The 21,464-nt window shown below is 65.0% G+C and carries 15 protein-coding genes; 12 read left to right on the top strand and 3 right to left on the bottom strand.

From position 1 onward, the window contains the following. The first annotated feature begins 70 nt into the window (after positions 1–70). The 9 genes from ilvC to gdhA all read left to right on the top strand — a co-directional run bounded on the left by ilvC (position 71) and on the right by gdhA (position 10,631). The gene (gene ilvC, locus ACVOLV_RS04370; RefSeq protein ID WP_481553318.1) at positions 71–1,045 is read left to right on the top strand and encodes a ketol-acid reductoisomerase; all 975 of its coding nucleotides are present in this window, start codon (positions 71–73) and stop codon (positions 1,043–1,045) included. A gap of 132 nt (positions 1,046–1,177) precedes the next feature. After that, positions 1,178–2,905, top strand: coding sequence for an acetolactate synthase 2 catalytic subunit (gene ilvG, locus ACVOLV_RS04365; protein WP_481553317.1), 1,728 nt, complete (start codon positions 1,178–1,180; stop codon positions 2,903–2,905). After that, positions 2,889–3,140: an ACT domain-containing protein gene (locus tag ACVOLV_RS04360; RefSeq protein ID WP_481553316.1), complete on the top strand. Its 252-nt coding sequence runs from the start codon at positions 2,889–2,891 to the stop codon at positions 3,138–3,140. Before ilvG ends, ACVOLV_RS04360 begins: the two co-directional genes overlap by 17 nt. Positions 3,141–3,251: 111 nt before the next feature. Next, positions 3,252–4,352 carry a threonine dehydratase gene (locus ACVOLV_RS04355; RefSeq protein ID WP_481553315.1) on the top strand — a complete coding sequence of 367 codons (1,101 nt, stop codon included), beginning with the start codon at positions 3,252–3,254 and terminating at the stop codon, positions 4,350–4,352. Then, entirely contained in the window at positions 4,349–5,905 is a 1,557-nt protein-coding gene (locus ACVOLV_RS04350) for a 2-isopropylmalate synthase (RefSeq protein ID WP_481534435.1), read from the top strand. Before ACVOLV_RS04355 ends, ACVOLV_RS04350 begins: the two co-directional genes overlap by 4 nt. Positions 5,906–5,940: 35 nt before the next feature. Then, complete coding sequence (gene leuC, locus ACVOLV_RS04345) at positions 5,941–7,359, top strand: 3-isopropylmalate dehydratase large subunit (protein ID WP_481553314.1); 1,419 nt, start codon at positions 5,941–5,943, stop codon at positions 7,357–7,359. After that, a complete protein-coding gene (leuD, locus tag ACVOLV_RS04340; protein ID WP_481553313.1) occupies positions 7,359–7,937 on the top strand; it encodes a 3-isopropylmalate dehydratase small subunit in 579 nt (192 codons plus the stop codon). Before leuC ends, leuD begins: the two co-directional genes overlap by 1 nt. Before the next feature lie 169 nt (positions 7,938–8,106). Further along, positions 8,107–9,168 (top strand): 3-isopropylmalate dehydrogenase, encoded by a 1,062-nt coding sequence (gene leuB / locus ACVOLV_RS04335; RefSeq protein ID WP_481553312.1) that lies wholly within the window; start codon positions 8,107–8,109, stop codon positions 9,166–9,168. A 113-nt stretch (positions 9,169–9,281) separates the two neighbouring features. Further along, entirely contained in the window at positions 9,282–10,631 is a 1,350-nt protein-coding gene (gene gdhA, locus ACVOLV_RS04330) for an NADP-specific glutamate dehydrogenase (protein WP_481553311.1), read from the top strand. A gap of 116 nt (positions 10,632–10,747) precedes the next feature. On the opposite strand, the gene ACVOLV_RS04325 is transcribed toward gdhA, so the two are convergent. From ACVOLV_RS04325 to ACVOLV_RS04315, 3 genes are all read right to left on the bottom strand, one after another. Continuing rightward, on the bottom strand, positions 10,748–13,639 hold the full coding sequence (locus tag ACVOLV_RS04325; protein WP_481553367.1) for a ligand-binding sensor domain-containing protein: 2,892 nt from the start codon (positions 13,637–13,639) through the stop codon (positions 10,748–10,750). 215 nt (positions 13,640–13,854) lie between these two features. After that, a complete protein-coding gene (locus ACVOLV_RS04320) occupies positions 13,855–17,016 on the bottom strand; it encodes an efflux RND transporter permease subunit (RefSeq protein ID WP_481553310.1) in 3,162 nt (1,053 codons plus the stop codon). Between the two features lie 3 nt (positions 17,017–17,019). Then, positions 17,020–18,147: an efflux RND transporter periplasmic adaptor subunit gene (locus ACVOLV_RS04315; protein WP_481553309.1), complete on the bottom strand. Its 1,128-nt coding sequence runs from the start codon at positions 18,145–18,147 to the stop codon at positions 17,020–17,022. A 105-nt stretch (positions 18,148–18,252) separates the two neighbouring features. On the opposite strand from ACVOLV_RS04315, the gene ACVOLV_RS04310 reads away from it, so the two are divergent. From ACVOLV_RS04310 to ACVOLV_RS04300, 3 genes are all read left to right on the top strand, one after another. Then, positions 18,253–18,927 (top strand): TetR/AcrR family transcriptional regulator, encoded by a 675-nt coding sequence (locus tag ACVOLV_RS04310; protein WP_481553308.1) that lies wholly within the window; start codon positions 18,253–18,255, stop codon positions 18,925–18,927. A gap of 125 nt (positions 18,928–19,052) precedes the next feature. Continuing rightward, positions 19,053–19,700: a protein-L-isoaspartate O-methyltransferase family protein gene (locus tag ACVOLV_RS04305; protein WP_481553307.1), complete on the top strand. Its 648-nt coding sequence runs from the start codon at positions 19,053–19,055 to the stop codon at positions 19,698–19,700. Positions 19,701–19,720: 20 nt separating this feature from the next. Beyond that, positions 19,721–21,079: a TolC family outer membrane protein gene (locus ACVOLV_RS04300; RefSeq protein WP_481553306.1), complete on the top strand. Its 1,359-nt coding sequence runs from the start codon at positions 19,721–19,723 to the stop codon at positions 21,077–21,079. Positions 21,080–21,464: the final 385 nt, after the last annotated feature.

Here is a 21,464-nt window from a genome sequence, read left to right as displayed (position 1 = left end):
CGCTGCGTCCTGACGCAACGGCCGTTTTTATTTCTGCCTGACTCTCTTCATTGCAAGGAAACCAAGCACCATGAGCACCAACGAACTGCCCCAGATCAAAATCGCCGTTGTCGGTTACGGCAGCCAGGGCCGCGCCCATGCCATGAACCTGCGTGAATCCGGCTTCGACGTGGTTGTCGGCCTGCGCGCTGGCGGCCCCACCGAGGTCAAGGCACAAGCCGATGGCTTCACCGTCAAGAGCCCCGCCGAAGCGGTCAAGGACGCCGACCTGGTCGCCGTGCTGACTCCGGACATGGTGCAGAAGAAGCTGTACAACGAGGTGCTGGCGCCGAACATGAAGCAGGGCGCCTGCCTGCTGTTCGCGCACGGCCTGAACGTGCATTTCGGCATGATCGAGCCGCGCGCCGATCTGGACGTGGTGCTGGTCGCACCCAAGGGCCCGGGCGCACTGGTGCGTCGCGAGTATGAAATCGGCCGCGGCGTGCCGTGCATCTACGCGGTCTACCAGGACAAGAGCGGCAAGGCCGAGCAGTTCGCGCTGGCCTATGCGGCTGGCCTGGGCGGCGCCCGCGCCAACATCATCAAGACCACCTTCAAGGAAGAGACCGAGACCGATCTGTTCGGCGAGCAGGCGGTGCTGTGCGGTGGCGCGTCCTCGCTGGTCCAGGCCGGCTTTGAAACCCTGGTGGAAGCCGGCTACCAGCCGGAAATCGCCTACTACGAAGTGCTGCACGAACTGAAACTGATCGTCGACCTGTTCTACGAAGGCGGCATCACCCGCATGCTGGAGTTCATCTCCGAGACCGCGCAGTACGGCGATTTCGTCAGCGGCCCACGCGTCATCGATGCCTCGGTGAAGGCACGCATGAAGGACGTGCTGACCGACATCCAGAACGGCACCTTCACCAGGAACTGGGAAGCCGAGTACGAAGCCGGTCTGCCGAACTACAAGAAGTTCCAGCAGGCTGACAAGGAACACCCGATCGAAAAGGTTGGCAAGGAACTGCGCGCCAAGATGGTTTGGCTGCAAGGTCAGACGGCGTAAGAACGTGCCGGCGAATCGTCCAGCGCAGCATCCCGTGTCCCGCGCCAAGCGCGGGGCCCGGGGCATGCACGCGACGGTCGCAGTCAGGTTCCATCCCGCGGTCCCCCACCCGCAACAGGCAAAGGTCGCTGCATGAACACTTCCACCCCCGCTGCGCCCCGTAACGGCGCACGCTGGCTGACGCAGGCCCTGGAAGCCGAAGGCGTGCAAACGCTGTTCGGCTACCCGGGCGGCACCATCATGCCGTTCTACGACGCATTGGTGGACTCCAGCCTCAAGCACATCCTGGTACGACACGAGCAGGGCGCCGCCCTGGCTGCCAATGGCTATGCCCGCGCAAGCGGCAAGGTAGGCGTATGCGTGGCCACCTCCGGCCCGGGTGCGTCCAACCTGGTCACCGGCATCGCCGACGCCATGCTCGACTCGGTACCGATGGTGTGCCTGACCGGTCAGGTCGCTACCCCGCTGCTGGGTACCGATGCGTTCCAGGAACTGGATGTGTTCGGCATGACCATGCCGATCGTCAAGCACAGCTGGTTGGTGCGCAGCGTCGATGAGCTGCCGCACGTGGTTGCCGAGGCCTTCCGTGTCGCCCGCGAAGGGCGGCCCGGTCCGGTGCTGATCGACCTGCCCAAGGACGTGCAGTTGGGTGATGCCTCGCATCTGCCCGAGCACGTGCCGGCCTCGGTGGATCCGGTGCCGGCACCTTCGGCCGAACGCCTGGCTGCCGCGGTGGAGATGATTGCCGCTGCCGAGAAGCCGGTGGTTTACGGCGGTGGCGGCATCGGCCTGGCCGATGCGGTTGGTGAGTTCCGCCACTTCGTCGAAAGCTCGGGCATCCCGACCGTGCTGACCCTGCGCGGACTGGGTGCGCTGCCGGCCAATCATCCGCAATACCTGGGCATGCTGGGCATGCACGGCACCCGTGCCGCCAACATGGCGGTGCAGGAGTCGGACCTGCTGATCGTGGTTGGCGCGCGCTTCGATGACCGCGCCACCGGCAAGCTGACCGAATTTGCCCCGTTCGCCCGCGTCATCCACCTGGATGCCGATGCCTACGAGATCTCCAAGCTGCGCGCGGTCGACATCGCCATCCCCGGCAACGTCAAGACCGGGCTGCAGGCACTGACCAGCATCCGCAGCAGCTGCAACAGCTGGCGTGCGCGTTGCGCCGCCAACCGTGAAAAGTTCGCCGCCCGCTATGACGCCCCCGGCCATGACATCTACGCCCCGGCGCTGCTGAAGCGGCTGAGCGAAGTGGCACCGCCGGATACCGTCATCGCCTGTGATGTTGGCCAGCACCAGATGTGGGTGGCGCAGCACTGCCGCTTCAACCACCCGCGCAATCACCTGACCTCCGGCGCGCTGGGCACGATGGGCTTCGGCCTGCCGGCGGCGATGGGCGCGCAGTTCGCCTGCCCCGATCGCACCGTGGTGCTGGTCTCCGGTGATGGCAGCTTCATGATGAACGTGCAGGAGCTGGCCACCATCGCCCGCTGTCGCCTGCCGGTGAAGATCGTGCTGCTGGACAACTCCTCGCTGGGCATGGTCCGCCAGTGGCAGGAGCTGTTCTTCGCCGAGCGTTACAGCGAGATCGACCTGTCCGACAACCCGGACTTCGCCGCGCTGGTGCAGGTGTTCGGCATCCCCGCTACCCGCATCACCCAGCGCGCGCAGGTCGAGGACGCATTGGCCGCCATGCTGGATACGCCCGGCCCGGCGTTCCTGCATGTATCCATCGATGCACGCGCCAACGTGTGGCCGCTGGTGCCACCCAACAACGCCAACAGCACCATGCTGGACAGCAACCCAGCCCATGCCAAGGCAGCGCAGGAGAGTTCCAATGCAATACCGGCTTGACCTGGTGCTGAAGCCTGCCGAAGGCGCGCTGGTGCGCGTGATCGGCATGGTCGAACGGCGCGGCTTTGCCCCCAGCAACATCGCCGGCACCCGCAATGCCGACGATGCCGGCCGCTGGCACGTGCAGATGGATATCCATGGCACGCGCCCGCCGGAAACCCTGTGCCACCAGCTGCAGAAAGTCTATGACTGCGAATCCGTGCAGCTGGTATCGGTAGCAGGTGCCAGCGCATGAGCAGCGACGTAAGTGGCGTACCGGTAGTACGCCGCCGCAAACCTCGGAGGCGTCTTCTTCGACGCGAACAGTCGACAGCTGGTTCGCTCGTATCCGGTGACGGCCACGTACATGCCTGATCGTGGCCGCACCGTCGCCGTTGCAACACCCGCTGACGTCCTGAACGTCAGCGTTGCCGACGTATTGGCCGCGCAGGCCCGCCTGCGCCGTTTCCTGCCGCCTACCCCGCTGCATTACGCAGAGCGTTTCGGCACCTGGTTGAAGCTGGAAAATCTGCAGCGCACCGGGTCCTACAAGGTGCGTGGCGCCTTGAACGCGATGCTGGCGGCATTGGAGCGCGGCGACGAACGCCCGGTGATCTGCGCCTCGGCCGGCAACCACGCCCAGGGTGTGGCCTGGGCCTCGCACCGGCTGGGCGTGCAGGCCATCACGGTGATGCCACATGGCGCTCCGGCCACCAAGATCGCTGGCGTCCAGCACTGGGGCGCCACCGTGCGCCAGCACGGCAACAGCTATGACGAGGCCTTCGCCTTCGCCCGTGAGCTGGCCGAGCAGAACGGCTACCGCTTCCTGTCCGCCTTCGACGACCCCGACGTGATCGCCGGCCAGGGCACGCTGGGCATCGAACTGGCACCGCATGCACCGGACGTGGTTATCGTGCCGATCGGCGGCGGTGGCCTGGCCTCGGGCGTTGCGCTGGCCTTGAAGTCGCAGGGCGTGCGCATCATCGGCGCGCAGGTTGAAGGCGTGGACTCGATGGCACGCGCGATCAAGGGCGATGTGCGCGAAGTTGACCCGGTGCCGACCCTGGCCGATGGCGTCAAAGTGAAAATCCCCGGCTTCATCACCCGCCGCCTGTGCGCCAGCCTGCTCGACGATGTGGTCATCGTGCGTGAAGCCGAGCTGCGCGAAACCCTGGTGCGGTTGGCGCTGGAAGAACACGTCATCGCCGAAGGTGCTGGCGCACTGGCGCTGGCCGCTGGCCGCCGCGTCTCCGGCAAGCGTAAGTGTGCGGTGGTATCCGGCGGCAACATCGATGCCACGGTATTGTCGACACTGTTGTCTGAAGTACGCCCCAGCCCACCACGCAAACCGCGACGGCGTAACGCCGAACGACTTAGAAGCCGTGTCGTTGCATCGACACAGCGCAGTTCCAAATCCGAATCCCCCCAAATTTCCGTTACCGCCGCAGTCGAGGAGACCCTCTGGTGAATACTCCAACCAACAATACCCCGCGAATTACCATCTTCGACACGACCCTGCGTGACGGTGAACAATCACCCGGCTGCAGCATGACGCCACCACAGAAGCTGGTGATGGCAAGGGCGCTGGCGGAACTGGGCGTGGACGTGATCGAAACCGGCTTCCCCGCAAGTTCGCAGTCCGACCGTGAAGCCATGGCACTGATCGGCCGCGAGGTACGACAGCCGGTCCTGGCAGTGCTGTCGCGCTGCCTGGCCGGCGATATCGAAACCTCCATCAAGGCTTTGGAAGCCGCAGCGCGCCCGCGCCTGCACCTGTTCCTGTCCACCAGTCCGCTGCACCGCGAGCACAAGCTGCGCATCAGCAAGGAACAGGTGCTGGAATCGGTGCACAAGCATGTGAGCATGGCGCGCGGCTACCTGGACGATGTCGAGTTCTCCGCAGAGGACGCCACCCGCACCGAGCTGGACTTTCTGACCGAGGTCACCCAGGTCGCGATCGCCGCAGGCGCGCGCACCATCAACCTGCCCGACACCGTTGGCTTCACCACGCCGGAAGAAATCCGAGCGATGTTCCAGCATGTGATCGCCAATGCGGCCGGCGCTGACAAGGTGGTGTTCAGTACCCACTGCCACAACGACCTGGGCTTGGCCGTAGCGAACTCGCTGGCCGCCATCGAAGGTGGAGCACGCCAGGTGGAAGGTTCGATCAACGGCATCGGCGAGCGCGCCGGCAACTGCGCGCTGGAAGAAATCGCGATGGTGCTGAAGGTGCGCAACGCCTTCTACAACAACTTCGACACCGGCTTCGACACGCGCCGCATCGTGCCCACCTCGCAGCTGCTGCAGCGCCTGGTCGGCATGCCGGTCCAGCGCAACAAGGCCATCGTCGGCGCCAATGCCTTCGCGCACGAATCCGGCATCCACCAGCACGGCATGCTGCGCAACCGCAATACCTACGAAATCATGCGTCCGGAAGACGTGGGCTGGGAGTCCTCGCAGATGGTGCTGGGCCGCCACAGCGGTCGCGCCGCGGTCGAAGCACGCCTGCGTGCGCTGGGCTATTGGCTGGAAGAGGAAGAGCTGAAGCTGATCTTCGAGCAGTTCAAGGCACTGTGCGAACAGCAGCGCGTGGTTACCGACGCCGACCTGCAGACCCTGATGCAGGGCACCTCCAGCAGCGACGGTTACCGCCTTGCCTCGATGACCATCAGCGATGTCGGCAGCCGCGCCAATGCACTGGTCGAGCTGTCCGATCCGGAAGGCAACCGCGTGGCTGAAACCGCGCAGGGCGATGGTCCGGTCGATGCCCTGTTCTCGGCATTGTCGGCCGCCACCGGCGTGCAGCTGACCCTGGACAGCTACCACGTGCACAGCGTCGGCATCGGCGCCGATGCGCGCGGCGAAGCCAACCTGAGCGTGCGCCACGAAGGCGAAATCCTCGAAGGCACCGGCACCAGCCGTGACATCATCGAAGCCAGCGCGCTCGCCTGGCTGGATGTCACCAACCGCCTGCTGCGCCAGCGTGAAAGCAGCACCACCGAGGAAGCCGTCAGCGCCTGAGCGCGACGGCAGAACATAGGCAACGGAACGAACCAATGAGCTCCGCACCCAAAACCCTGTACGACAAACTGTGGGATGCCCACGTTGTCGTTCCCGAATCCGACAACGCGCCGGCCGTGCTGTACATCGACCTGCACCTGATCCATGAGGTCACCTCGCCGCAGGCCTTCACCGAGCTGCGCGAGCGCGGCATCACGCCGCGCCGCACCGATCGCACCAAGGCGACGATGGACCACTCCACGCCGACCCTGCCGGCCGGCCCGGATGGCAAGCTGCCCTACGCCAGCAAAGCCTCCGAAGCGCAGGTTGAAACCCTCGCCAAGAACTGCGCCGAGTACGGCATCGAACTGTTCGACCTGTCTTCGGCCAACCGCGGCATCGTCCACGTCATCGCCCCGGAGCAGGGTTTCACCCAGCCAGGCATGACCATCGTCTGCGGTGACAGCCACACCTCCACGCATGGCGCGTTTGGGTCGCTGGCCTTCGGCATCGGCACCAGCGAAGTCGGCCATGTGTTGGCCACGCAGTGCCTGTTGCAGCGCAAGGCCAAGACCATGGCGATCACCGTCGATGGCGAGGTGGCGCCGGGCGTGGGTGCCAAGGACGTGGTGCTGCACATCATCGGCGTGATCGGCGTCAACGGTGGCACCGGCCACGTGCTGGAATTCCGTGGCTCGGCGATCCGTGCGATGGACATGGAACAGCGCATGACCCTGTGCAACATGTCGATCGAAGCCGGCGCCCGCGCCGGCATGGTGGCGCCGGACCAGATCACCTTCGACTGGGTCGCCAAGACCCCGCGCGGCCCCAAGGGCGCCGACTTCGACGCCGCCGTGGCGTACTGGTCCTCGTTGAACAGCGACGAAGGCGCGCGCTTCAATGTGGAAGTGCAGATCGATGCCGCCGACATCCGCCCGACCCTGACCTGGGGCACGCACCCAGGCACCGCGATTGCCGTTGATGCGCCGATTCCGGCCGCCAATGACGCCGCCGCGCAGAAGGGCCTGGACTACATGAAGTTCGAAGCCGGCCACAGCTTGATCGGCACGCCGGTCGACGTGGTGTTTGTCGGTTCCTGCACCAATGGCCGCCTGAGCGACATGCGCGAAGTGGCGCAGGTACTGCGCGGCCGCCACGTCGCCGATGGCGTGCGCATGCTGGTGGTGCCGGGTTCAGAGATCGTCAAGCGCGATGCCGAGGCCGAAGGCATCCACGAGATCGTGCGAGCCGCCGGTGCCGAATGGCGCGAGCCGGGCTGCTCGATGTGCATCGCCATGAACGGCGATCTGGTCGCACCGGGCCAGCTGGCGGTGAGCACCAGCAACCGCAACTTCGAGGGCCGCCAAGGGCCGGGCTCGCGTACCTTGCTGGCCTCACCGATGAGCGCGGCGTGGGCGGCGGTGAATGGCCGCGTTGCCGATACCCGCGATCTGTTTGCCAAGGAGGTGGCGTGATGGCCGCATTGACCACGATCACCTCGCGCAGCGTGGTGCTGCGCCAGACCAATATCGACACCGACCAGATCATCCCGGCGCGTTTCCTGTCCACCACCGAGCGTGCCGGCTTGGGCAAGAACGCCTTCAATGACTGGCGCTGGCAGGCGGATGGTTCGCCGAATGCCGAATTCGCCTTCAACCAGCCGCATAACCAAGGCCGCGCCATCCTGTTGGCCGGACGCAATTTCGGCTGTGGCTCCTCCCGCGAACATGCGCCGTGGGCGCTGACCGATCTGGGCCTGCAGGCGATTGTCAGCAGCGAGATCGCCGATATCTTCCGCAACAACGCGCTGAAGAACGGCCTGCTGCCGATCGTGCTGGACGAAGCCGATGTGCAGGCGCTGATGCAGAATCCGGATGACGAACTGACGGTGGATGTAGCAGCGCTGGAGCTGCGCACCTCCAGCGGCAAGGCGTACAGCTTCCCGTTGGATGGCTTCTCGCAGACCTGTCTGCTGGAAGGCGTGGATCAGCTGGGCTGGTTGCTGGGCCGGGTCGATGAGATCGAGCGGTATGAGGCGGCTCGCGCGGCCTGACGAAACACCCCTCCCCTTGCCCGCGGAGCCGGCAGGGGGAGGTTGGGAGGGGGTTGGCTTTGGCTTGTTCTGCTCCAAGAGCAACGGCAGAAGCTACCCCTCCCCAGCCCTCCCCTGCGCCTTCGGCGCAAGGGAGGGAGTTCTCAACAACAGCAACCGGAACCCTTACATGCAAGCCAACATCGTCGTACTGCCGGGTGACGGCATCGGTCCAGAAATCACCGCCGTTGCCGTTGACGTGCTCAAGGCCATCGCAGCCCGATTCGGTCACAGCTTCAGCTTCAGCGAACACGACATCGGTGGCGTCGCCATCGACAATCATGGCGAGCCGCTGCCGGCAGTCACCCTCGATGCCTGCAGCAAGGCCGACGCGGTTCTGCTCGGCGCCGTCGGTGGCCCGAAGTGGTCCGACCCGAACGCCAAGGTGCGCCCGGAACAAGGCCTGCTGGCCATCCGCAAGGCCCTGGGCCTGTACGCCAACCTGCGCCCGGTGCGCACCCATCCGGCCGCGCTCAATGCCTCGCCGATCAAGCCCGAACTGCTCAAGGACGTGGACTTCGTGGTGGTCCGCGAACTGACCGGCGGCATCTACTTCGGCGACAAGAGCCGCGATGCCGACAGCGCCAGCGACCTGTGCCGCTACACCGTGGTCGAGATCGAGCGCGTGCTGCGCAGCGCCTTCCGCCTGGCCCAGCAGCGCCGCGGCAAGCTCACCTCGGTGGACAAGGCCAATGTGCTGGAAACCTCGCGCCTGTGGCGTGACATCGCCGCACGCATCGGCCGCGAGGAATTCCCGGAGGTGGAACTGGAACACCAGCTGGTCGATTCCATGGCCATGCACCTGATCGCCAAGCCGCGCGTCTACGACGTGATCGTCACCGAGAACATGTTCGGCGACATCCTCACCGATGAGGCCTCGATGCTGGCCGGCTCGCTGGGCCTGCTGCCGTCGGCTTCGCTCGGCGAACAGGGCAAGGTCGGCATCTACGAGCCGATCCACGGCTCGGCACCGGATATCGCCGGCAAGGGCATCGCCAATCCCTATGCGACCATCCTCAGCGCGGCGATGCTGCTGCGCCATTCGTTGGGCCTGGAAGCAGAGGCAGCCGCGATCGAACAAGCGGTGAGCGCCGCACTCGACGGCGGTCACTTCACCGCCGACCTCGCCGCACAGGGGCAGGCGCTCAACACCCAGCAAGCCGGGCTAGCCGTGCTTGCGCAGTTGAACTGATGTAACTGGACGCGGCCCTTGGCCGCGTCTTGCTTTGCGGGCTGTTCCCGCCAGGTGGATACCACGCCGTTTCTTCATTGGACCTGTCGCTTCAGGTCCCGCACGAAAAAGGAATGACTTTGAACTACCGCACCCCCGACGACTTCCTGGCCCATGTGGCCAAGCGCGACCCCAACCAATCCGAGTTCCTGCAGGCAGTGAAGGAAGTGGCACACAGCCTGTGGCCGTTCCTGCAGCAGAACCCGAAGTACACGCAATATGGGTTGCTGGAACGTCTGGTCGAGCCGGAGCGGGTCATCCAGTTCCGTGTCGCCTGGGCCGATGACAAGGGCCAGACCCACGTCAACCGCGCCTGGCGCGTGCAGCACAGTTCGGCGATTGGTCCGTTCAAGGGCGGCATGCGTTTCCACCCATCGGTGAACCTGTCCATCCTCAAGTTCCTGGCCTTCGAACAGACATTCAAGAACGCCTTGACCACGCTGCCGATGGGCGGCGGCAAGGGTGGCTCGGACTTCGATCCCAAGGGCAAGAGCGATGGCGAAGTAATGCGTTTCTGCCAGGCCTTGATGCTGGAGTTGTACCGCCACCTTGGTCCCGATACCGATGTACCGGCCGGTGATATCGGCGTGGGTGCGCGCGAGGTCGGCTTCATGGCCGGCATGATGAAGAAGCTCAGCAATGACGCCTCCAGCGTTTTCACCGGCAAGGGCCTGGCTTTTGGCGGCAGCCTGATGCGACCGGAAGCCACCGGCTTCGGTACGGTCTACTTCGTCGAGCAGATGCTGCACCACGCCAAGCGCCAGACCCACGGTGCCAAGGTGCTGGTGTCCGGTTCCGGCAACGTCGCCCAGTACGCGGCGATCAAGGCCAGCGAGCTCGGTGCCAAGGTGCTGACCTTCTCCGATTCCGGCGGCACCCTGTACGCGCGCGACGGCTTCGATGACGCCGCCATCCAGGAAGTGATGGTGCTGAAGAACGAGCGCCGCGGCCGCCTGTCCGAGCTGGGCGATGATGCGCGCTTTGAATTCCTGGCTGATCGCCGTCCCTGGCACATCCCGGCCGACATCGCCCTGCCCTGCGCTACCCAGAACGAGCTGGATGAAACCGACGCACGTACCCTGGTCCACAACGGCGTGCTGTGCGTGGCCGAAGGCGCCAACATGCCGTCCACACTCGAAGCGGTGGATGTGTTCCTGCAGGCCGGCACCCTGTACGCGCCAGGCAAGGCCAGCAATGCCGGCGGCGTGGCCACCTCGGGCCTGGAAATGAGCCAGAACGCGTTGCGTCTGTCCTGGCGCCATGCAGACGTCGACGAACGCCTGCACGTGATCATGAAGGAGATCCACGCCAACTGCGTGCACCACGGCGTACGTGCCGATGGCAGCGTCAACTATGTCGACGGCGCCAACATCGCCGGTTTCGTCAAAGTCGCCGATGCGATGCTGGCGCAGGGCCTGTACTGAGTCCGTCCCGCCAACAGCAAACCGCCATTGACGGCAGCTGCGGGTGCCGTCAATGCATCGCTCCACTGCCTGGGCGCTGCAGAGTCACCACGGCCAGTCAGGCCAGCTGCCTGACATCATGCCAATACGCGGTTGCGGCCCTCGCGCTTTGCGCGGTACAGCTGCCTGTCCGCCGCCGCCAGCAAGGTGCGTCCATCCGCTTGCCCCGGGCCCAGTGCGGCGACGCCGATGCTGACGGTGACATTGACGTCGGCATCAACCTCTTCAAAGCGCAGCCTTGCCAGACGGATCCTCAGCTCGTGCAACGCCGCCACTGCCTCCTGCAAAGGCATGCCGTGAATGACCACGAGGAACTCCTCGCCGCCATGCCGCGCGACAAACTGCTCTTTGCCAAGCCGCAGCTGCAACAGCCCGGCGATATCGCGCAGCACCTGATCACCGGCCTCGTGGCCGTAACGGTCGTTGATCTGCTTGAAATGGTCCACGTCCACCAGCGCCACATTCAGCGGCGTGCCATCGGCGACAGCCTGCTGCAGGGATTTCTGCAGGTAGGCGTCGCCGGCACGCCGATTGGGCAGGCCGGTCAGCGCATCATGCATGGCCTGGTGTTCCAACCGCTGCAATAGGCTGGCGCGCTCGAAATCAGCCTGCTCAAGCGCTCGGTTCTTCTCGCTCAGTTCCTGCGTTCGCGCAGCGATCTCGTTGTTGAGCCGCTTCTGCCGGAGCCGGTAGCTCGTCGCACGCCAACCCAGCAACAGCAGCAATAATCCGAGCAACGCGATCCCACTCAACCAGCGCACCCAGGGCCGCTGCCACAGCGGTGCGGCGATATCCAACTGCACCACCGCCTCGCCACCACGGTTGACGTTGTCCCAATCCAACGGCAGCGACATCGCCTGTATCCGCAACCGGTAGTGTCCGGGCGGGAGATTGGTATAGACCGCTTCAATCCGGCTACCTGCGTCTACCCAATCCCGGTCAAAGCCTTCCAGACGATAGCGATAGCGCATCTTGTCCGGCGCGCGGAAGCCCAGCCCGGCATAGGCCACGGCAATGCGGTCCACGCCGGCAGGCAGGTCATAGCTGTCGCGCAGCGGCTGCGGATCGCCATCCACCACCACGCTCTCGATGGCGATAGGCAGCTTGCGGAAGCGTGTATTGCCATCCACGCGCTGCGGATCGATCACCGCCAGGCCACCGGCGGTGGGAAACAGCAGTTCCCCTTTGTCGGTCAACCAACCCGCCGGGGAAGAAGCACCGTTGCCCTGGCTGCTGGGCATGCCGTCGGTATGGTCCAAGACCTGCACCGACAGATGCGTGCGTGCGCCGGCCGCCACCGCGACCAGCTCACGCCGATCCAGGCGGAACACGCCCTGGTTGCTTGGCAGCCACAGGTGCCCGCCACCGTCATCGATCACCCGGAAGATCTTGTCCCGCGGCAAGCCGTTGCGATGGTCGAACACGGTGATATCCAGGCCGCGCTTGCGCAGCAGGCCATGATCGGTGGCCATCCACAGGTCACCATTGTCGTCGCCGAGGAAATCGAAGACGTAGCGCGCCGGGAAATCCAGGTCCGCCGACCAGGCCTGCAGCTTGCCGTCCGCCCCCAGCCCCGCCATGCCGCCGTTGGTGCCAATCCAGAGCACGCCCGACAGATCGCGGTACAGGGCATGCACCGCCAGCCCTGGCAGGCCTTCGTCCAGACCGTAGTGGCGCAGCTTTCCCTGCTGGTGATGGAACAGGCCTTCGGAGCTGCCTATCCACAGGCCGCCATCACTGTCACTGAGCAGGCTGCGCACCAGCGGCGCTACCGTGCCCGGCAAGCTGATCTGCTGCACCACCCGACCAGCCTCATCCAGCTGGAACACGCCCTGGTTGTAGGTGCCGGCCCACAGCGCGCCACCACGGGTGGCCAAGGCCAGCACCGATGCATCGCGGCCATTGCCCGGCAGCAGGCGCACCCGGCTGATGGTCTCGCCACGCAGCCGATCAAGCCCTTCGGAATGACCGATCCAGACATCACCATCGGCCGTCTGGATCAGCGCGCGCACATAGTCCGACCCCAGCCCGTCTTCGCTGGTGAGCCCACGCGCGGCACCTTCATCGATGCGGAACAGGCCATCGGTGCTACCCGCCCAGACCAAGCCTTCGCGATCGATCATCAGCGCCGGACTGACCTGCCCGGGAATCACGATCCGCTCGGTCTTGCCAGCATCCCAGCGCAGGAGACGCCCGGCGGACAGGCTCAACCACAGCGCACCGCTGGCATCCAGACGCACCGAATCCACGCGTTCGCCCGGCAGCAGGTGCTGGCGTTGACCATCGCGGTGCAGCCAATGGACGCCGTCGTCGGCAGCGACCACCCAACCGCCCTTGCCATCATCCAGCAGGTCGCGCACCACCCAGCCGGCGGTGTTGTTCCATGCACTGAGCTGGCCTTGCTGCACCTGGTAGACGCCCTTCTCGGTCGCCACCAGCACCGTGTCATCCGCGCCAAGATGCAGCGCGGTGATCGGTACCTCAGGCAATCCCAAGGCGCTGCCGGCATCCAGCAGCTGCCCGGAGGGCAGCAGTCTCAGCAGTTTTTCCTTTGCCCCTATCCATAGCCCGCCGGAGCGGTCGCGCAGCAGCGCGCTGACCGTCAAATGCCGTGCATCGGCCCCGCCCAGCGCTTCCCAGCGCCCACGGTGATAGCGGTAGACACCATCGGAAATCGTGCCGAACAGCACCGCACCATCGGCCTCCGGCAGGATGGCGAGCACCCCGGACAGCTCGACCCCCGGTGTGTTCTGGCGATCGAACACGGTGAAGCTGCGGCCGTTGAAGCGGACCACGCCTTCCCAGGTACCCAGCCAGATGAACCCGTCACTACCCTGCGCTACCGACTGCACCAGGTTGTGCGGCAGCCCCTGTTCCATGCCCCAACCGGCTACGGTGTGCCGTGCGGCCAGTACGGAAGGGACGATGGCAGTCGTTGACAGAACGCCTGCGAGCAGCGCCCACAGCATCACAGCCAGCCGCTTGCGGACGGCAGCGGCTTGGGAAATGACGTAGGAAACCCTTTGGCGTCTGAACAAACCCGCCTCCGCAGGTCGCGCCGGCTCCCCCGCCGACGCGACAATTTACCATCTCAACCGTGAATTCCGGCGTCGAATCTTACGGCCGGCCTTACGACCGGCCATATCGCCGAGCGCGCCGACGGCGGATCAGCCGAAGCCAGCCTTCAGTGGCTGGCCTCATCCGGGCGCACCCGGAACCAGGCCGCATACAACGCCGGCAGGAATACCAGGGTCAGTACCGTGCCGACGATCAACCCGCCCATGATCGAGATCGCCATCGAGCCATAGAAGGCACTGCGCGACAACGGGATCATCGCCAGCACCGCCGCCAGCGCGGTCAGCACGATCGGCCGGAAGCGGCGCACGGTGGCATCGATGATGGCGTGCCAGCGGTCGTGGCCGGCGTCGATGTCCTGCTGGATCTGGTCGATCAGGATCACCGAGTTGCGCATGATCATGCCGGCCAGGGCGATCGTGCCCAGCATCGCCACGAAGCCGAACGGCGCCTGGAACAGCAGCAGGAACCAGGTCGCGCCGATGATGCCCAGCGGCGCGGTGATGAACACCATCGCCGCCCGCGAGAAGCTGCGCAGCTGCACCATCAGCAAGGTCGCCACCACCACCAGGAACAGCGGCATGCCGGCCTTGATCGAGTTCTGGCCACGCGCCGAGTCTTCCACGGTGCCACCGGTTTCCAGCAGATAGCCGCTGGGCAAGGCGTCGCGGATCTCGCTCAAGGTCGGCACGATCTGCTCGACCACGCCCACCGGCAGCATGCTGTCGCCGATATCGGCACGCACGGTGACGGTCGGCAAGCGGTCGCGGTGCCAGATGATGCCGTCCTCGAAGGCGTACTCCAGCTTGGCCACCTGCGACAGCGACACCGACTTGCCGCTGGCGGTCGGAATGGCCAGGCTGCCGAGCATGTCCAGACGCGCGCGCTCATCATCCGGGCCACGCAGCAACATGCCGATCTGGCGGTTGCCTTCGCGGTAGGTACTCACGCTCATGCCCGACAACGAACTGGTCAGGAACTGCGCCAGCTGTGCGCTGCTCACGCCCAGTACGCGGGCACGGTCCTGGTCCACGACCAGCCGCACCACCTTGCTCGGTTCGCTCCAGTTGAGGTTGACGTTGGTGGTATGCGGGTTCTGCCGCACCTTGTCCGCTACCTGCGCGGCAATCGCCTGTACCCGCTCGATATGCTCGCCGGAGATACGGAACTGCACCGGGTAGCCAACCGGCGGACCGTTTTCCAGACGGGTCACACGCAGCTGCACATCACCGAACTTCGGCACCACCTCTTTCAACAACCAATCACGCAGCTGTTCGCGCGCCTTGGTGTCTTCGGCCAACACCACGTACTGGGCGAAGTTGGTGGCTGGCAGCTGCTGGTCCAAGGGCAGGTAGAAACGCGGCGAACCATTGCCAACATACCCGACGAAGTTGGCCACGCCCTTGTGGCCCTTGATCAGCGCTTCGAACTTCTGCGCCTGCGCCTGGGTAGCGGTCAGCGACGCGCCTTCGGCCAGTTCGATATCCACCATCAATTCTGGCCGGGTTGAATCCGGGAAGAACTGCTGCGGCACGAAGCGGAAGATCACCAGCGAGAACACGAACAGACCGGCAGTGGCCAGGATCACCAGCCAGCGACGACGCAGGCAGGCATCCAGGAAGCCGCGGAAGCGCTGGTAGAACGCGCTCTTGTAAGGGTCATGGTCGTGCGCCAGTTCCTTCGGCTTGATCAGGTTGGCCACGGCCGGATTGCGGTCGGCCCAACGCAGCCGCAGCGCGTGCCAGCGCCCGGCAATACTGCCCGGCTTGGGCGGCTGCGGGTTGTGCAGGTCCGGCAGCATTTTGTCGCCGAGGTAGGGAATGAACAGCACCGCGGCGATCCACGACACCACCAGCGCGATCGTCACCACCTGGAACAGCGAACGCGTGTATTCACCGGTGCTCGATGCCGCCGTGGCAATCGGCAGGAAGCCGGCCGCAGTGATCAAGGTGCCGGTCAGCATCGGGAAGGCGGTGGATGTCCAGGCAAAGCTGGCCGCACGCAGGCGGTCGTAACCTTGCTCCATCTTGGTGGCCATCATCTCCACCGCGATGATCGCGTCATCCACCAATAGACCCAGCGCCAGCACCAGGGCACCCAGCGAGATCTTGTGCAGGCCGATATCGAACTGGTGCATGACGAAGAAGGTCATCGCCAGCACCAACGGGATCGACACCGCCACCACCAGGCCGGTGCGCCAGCCCAGCGAGAAGAAGCTCACCAGCAGCACGATCACCACCGCCTCGGTCAGCACCTTGACGAACTCGCCCACCGATTCCTTCACCGCGTGCGGCTGGTCGGAGACCTTGCGCAGCTGCATGCCGGCCGGCAGCGTCTTCTGCAGCTGCTCGAACTCGCTGTCCAGGGTCTTGCCAAGCTTGAGGATGTCACCGCCGTTCTTCATCGCCACCGCAATGCCGATGGCATCCTCGCCCATGAAGCGCATCTTGGCCGAGGCCGGATCGGCGAAGCCACGCTTCACCTCGGCGATATCGCCCAGACGCACAGTGCGTTCGCCGGCCTGGATCGGGAAGTTGCGGATGTCTTCGACCGAGGTGAACTGCCCGCTCACGCGCAGCTGCACGCGATCGGTCGGGGTCTCGAACCAGCTGGCCGGGGCAACCGCATTCTGCTGCGCCAAGGCCTGCTGCACCTGCTGCATCGACACACCCAGCGTCGCCAGCTTGGTGTTGGACAGCTGGATCCACACCTTCTCGTCCTGCAGGCCGAGCAGGTCGACCTTGCCCACATCATCCACGCGCTGCAGTTGCAGCTGGATGCGGTCGGCGTAGTCGCGCATCAGCGCATAGTCGAAACCCTTGCCGGTCAGCGCATAGATATTGCCGAAGGTGTCGCCGAACTCGTCGTTGAAGAACGGCCCGATCACTTCGGCCGGTAGCTGCGAGTGGATGTCGCCGACCTTCTTGCGCACCTGGTAGAACAGCTCGGGCACGTCCTTGGACGGCATCGAGTCGCGCGCCATGAAGATCACCTGCGACTCGCCCGGGCGCGAATAGGCCTGGATGAATTCGAACTCGCCGGTGTTCATCAGCGCTTTTTCGATCGGCTCGGTGACCTGCTTGGACACCTGCTCGGCGGTGGCGCCGGGCCACATGGTCTGCACCACCATCGCCTTGAAGGTGAACGGCGGATCCTCGGACTGCCCCAGGTGCTTGTACGACCAGGCACCGATGATCGCCATCGCGATCATCATGAACAGCACCAGCGGGCGGTTACCCAGCGCCCATTCAGAGAGATTGAAGCGTTTCACGCCTCACTCCCCTTTCTTTGCGGATGCAGCGGCAGGCGCAAGCACCGGGCGATTACTGCGATCCACGGCGGTCACCGGCTGGCCCTCGCGCAGCAGATGGCCGCCTGCGGCAACCACCCAGTCTTCAGCCTTCAGACCCGTCAGCACCGGCACGCTTTCCGGGCCGTAGGCACCCAGCGTCACCGCGCGCGCCTGCACCTTGCCATCGGCCGGGTTCACAACCCATACGCTGGCCTGCTGCGGCTGCTTGCCAGCCTGCACCGCTGCCAGCGGCACGCTCATCACACCGTTCTTGCCGTGGGCGGCGAATACCCGCGCGCTCTGGCCCAGTTCAACGGCTTCCAGCGCTTCAGCCGCCAGGCTGACCCGCGCGGCATAGGTACGTGCCTGCGGATCGGCCGCGGCAGCGATCTCTCGGATGCTGCCCGACAGCCGCTTGCCCTCCTGGTTCCACAGCTCGACCTCGACCGCCTGGCCAACGCTGAAATCACGGATGGCGCTTTCCGGCAGCGCGATGGCAACTTCGCGCGCACCATCGGCGGCCATCGTATAAATGGTCTGGCCGGCAGCGACCACCTGCCCGGCCTCGGCCTCGCGGGTGGCGATCATGCCGCCTTCCGGTGCATGCAGCTGGGCATAGCCCGATTGGTTGCGGGCGACATCGAGATTGGCCCGCGCCGCATCGGCCTGGCCTTGGGCAGCCTTCAGCGCAGCGGTCTGCGCATCCAGCGCCGACTGGCTGACCAATTGCTGGCTGGCCAGCGCCTGGTAGCGCTTGTGCTCATCGCGGGCACGCACCAGATCCGCCTCGGCGGCGGCGAACTGGGCCTGCGCCGCACGCGCCTGCAGGTTGTAGTCGGCAACATCGAGTTCGGCCAGCAACTGGCCCTTGTTCACCCGCTGGCCGGCGTCGACCTCACGCCGCAGCAACTTGCCGCCAACGCGGAACGACAATGCGGTTTCCTCGCGGGCCCGTACTTCGCCAGGATAGGCACTGATTGCCATCCCGCCATTGCCGGAGGGGTGCTCCACCAGCACGGGCACGGCGGGTACAGCGGCGGTTTCGGGCTTGCCGCAGGCAACAAGCAAGGGCAAGAACAGGCAACAACCAATCCAGCGCAGGGTGTTCATAAGTAGGGTCGCGAACGCAAGGGGAGAGAGATGGCGGGTTTCACCGCCATTACTAAACGCGTCGGTATAGTATAAATATCGAACCAGCTGGTCTAGTATTACCTGATGTCTCCGAAAAAACCCTCCCCAGCGTCGGCAGCAGCGGCGCCACGCAGCTCAGGTCCGGGTCGCCCCAAGGACCTGGGCAAGCGCGCGGCCATCCTGGAGGCGGCCAAGGAGTTGTTCATCGAGCAGGGTTTCAACGGCGTCAGCATGGACGAAATCGCTGCCCGTGCCAGCGTCTCCAAACTCACGGTCTACAGCCATTTCGGCGACAAGGACACCTTGTTCAGTGAGGCGATCCAGGCCAAGTGCGTGGAAATGATGCCCGACGAGCTGTTCATCACCGACAACGAGGCCCCGCTGCACGGCCAGCTGCTCGGCATCGGCCACGCGTTTTTTGGCTTGATCAGCAGCGACGCAGCCATTGCCACCCAGCGCATGATGATGACCACGGATACCGACGACCATGTCCGCCAGATGTTCTGGCAGGCCGGCCCGGCGCGTACCGAAACCGCGCTGGCCGAGTTCCTCGGCGCCCGCGTCGTGCGTGGCCAGCTGGAAATCGATGACCTGGCCCTGGCCGCGCGTCAGTTCTTCTGCCTGATCAAGGGCGAGGTCCATACGCATATGATGTGTGGCCTGTGCGCTGCCCCGGATGAGCTCGATGCCGACGCCCATATCGCCGCCAGCGTTGATTTTTTCCTGCGGGCATATGAACCGCGACAGAAACCTGAATGAACCGGTGGTCCGAATGACTTCCGGCACTGCGTCGGGCGCCGCTGTCCCCGCAATGTTCAGTCCGTACTTTGTGCCTGGTAACCGGTAAAATGGCCGGCCCACTGCGCTGGAATGATGAGCTTCCCATGACGATCGATTACTCCCACGTCCGCGAAATGATGGTTGAACAGCAGATCCGGCCCTGGGATGTGCTGGAGGTCCGCGTGCTGGACGTGCTGGCCCGCCTGCCGCGTGAAGCCTTCGTCGCCGAATCGCACCGCGCCCTGGCCTATGCCGATATCGAGCTGCCGCTGGGCCATGGCCAGAAGATGATGAAGCCGGTCATCGAAGGCCGTACCTTGCAGGCGCTGGATCTGCAGCCCAGCGACGAAGTGCTGGAAATCGGCACCGGCAGCGGCTTCCTGAGCGCCTGCATGGGCGAACTGGCCCGCGAAGTGCTGAGCCTGGAAATCCAGCCCGAACTCGCCGAGCGTGCCCGCCAGAACCTGGACGCCGCCAAACTGGGCAGCAATGTCCGCATTGAAGTGGCCGATGGCCTGAATTGGCAGAGCCAGCGTCAGTTCGACGCGATCTGCATCACCGGTGCGGTGGAAACCGTTCCGGTCGAACTGCTGAAGCTGCTGCGCACTGGCGGCCGCCTGTTTGCCATCCGCGGCGTATCGCCGGTGATGGAAGCGGTGCTGGTCCAGGCCGACGGCACTGTCAATTCGCTGTTCGAAACCGATCTTGATTACCTGCAGGGCGCTGCGCCCGCACCGCAATTCCAACTCTAAAACCGTCCAAGGAAGCCGCAATGATCCGCCGATCCCTCACCCTTGCGCTGGCAGTCGCTCTCACTCCGCTGACTTCCCATGCCGCCGACCTGTTGCAGGTCTACGAAATGGCCCGCAACGGTGACACGCAGCTGGCTGCGGCCGAGTCCACGCGCCTGTTCGACAAGGAAGGCGCGGTACAGGCACGTGCCGCGTTGCTGCCGCAGATCGGCGGTGAGGCTTCGCTGGACCGAGCCCATTCCAAGGCTGACGGCGTCAGCGGCAGCGCTACCACCAAGACCCGCAGCTACGGCATCACCGGCAGCCAGACGCTGTTCAACTGGTCGCAGTTCGCGAATCTGCGCGCGCAGCGCGATATCAGCAAGGCCGCTGATTTCACCCTGGACTCGGCCAACGATGACCTGGTGGTGCGCACCGCGACCACCTACTTCAACGTATTGGTCGGCATTGAATCGCTTACCGCTGCCGAGACCAACGAAGCCGCTGCCAAGAAGCAGTTCGACTACGCCGACAAGCGTCTGGAAGTAGGCCTGGCGCCGATCACCGACGTGCACGAAGCCCGTGCCCAGTACGACCAGGCCCGCGCCAACACCATCCTGACCCGCAACTCGCTGGAGGACGCCTATCAGGCACTGACCGAGCTGACCGGCCAGCCAGTGCGTGACGTCCGCGGCCTGCCGGTCGACTTCCGTCCGGAAGTGCCGGCCAACCGTGCCAGCGTTGATCAGCTGGTCAGCGATGCTGTGTCACGCAACCCGGCACTGAAGGCGCAGGAACTGCAGGTCAGCGCCGCTGAGTCCAGCGTCTCCTCTGCCCGCGGTGGCCACTACCCGACCCTGTCGCTGGGTGGCAACTGGGGCAAGAGCGCAAAATGGGGCGACAGCATCGGCGGCAGCTCGCTCTCCCCCGACACCACCAGCAACAGCATCGGGCTGACCTTGAGCGTGCCGATCTTTGCCGGCGGCGCCACCCAGTCCGGCGTGCGTCAGGCACTGGCCCGTCGCGACATCGCCCAGGATACGTTCGAGCAGCAGAAGCGCGCCCTGGATCGCAACACCCGCAATGCTTATCAGGCATTGGTTGCAGGCATCAGTGAAGTAGAAGCGCGTCGCCTGGCCGTGGTTTCGGCACAGAGCGCGTATGACGCCTCACAGGTAGGCCTGGAAGTCGGTACCCGTACCGTGCTGGACGTGGTGCAGAACCAGAAGACGCTGTTCCAGGCGCAGTTGGATTACGCACAGTCGCGTTACAACTTCCTGCTGAGCCGTCTGCAGCTGAGCCAGGCCGTGGGTGATCTGGAAATCGCTGAAGTCCAGGACATCAACCGCCTGCTGACGGTAGATGCCGCTGCCAAGCTGCAGCCGAACAACGCGCAGTAACGCCGCGCAGCAACGCAATGCAGAAAGGCGGGCCTCGGCCCGCCTTTCTTGTTCCTGGAACATTGCTGGCGATCACCTTCACCCGATCGGCATCGTTTCTCTTTCTTTTGCAGGAGCGGCGTAAGCCGCGAAGCACGCACGGCATCAGCCCGCATCAGCGCCAAGACCTCCAACACCGCCAGCTTCGCGGCTTACGCCGCTCCTACAACAAACCCGGCAGACCCCGGGTGCGCTGCACATAGCCGGGCCACCCAAGCAGCATCGCTTTTCTTTCTTTTGTGGGAGCGGGGGTAGGGGCGCCGCGGGCGCCACAGAAACAGGGGCAGCCCCCCCCGGGGGGGGGCCCGCCCCCCGGGCGGGGCGGGGGCGGGGCCCCCACCACCTA

Source organism: Stenotrophomonas sp. STEN023, from assembly GCF_056760135.1.
This window is presented reverse-complemented; position numbering and strand designations above follow the sequence as displayed.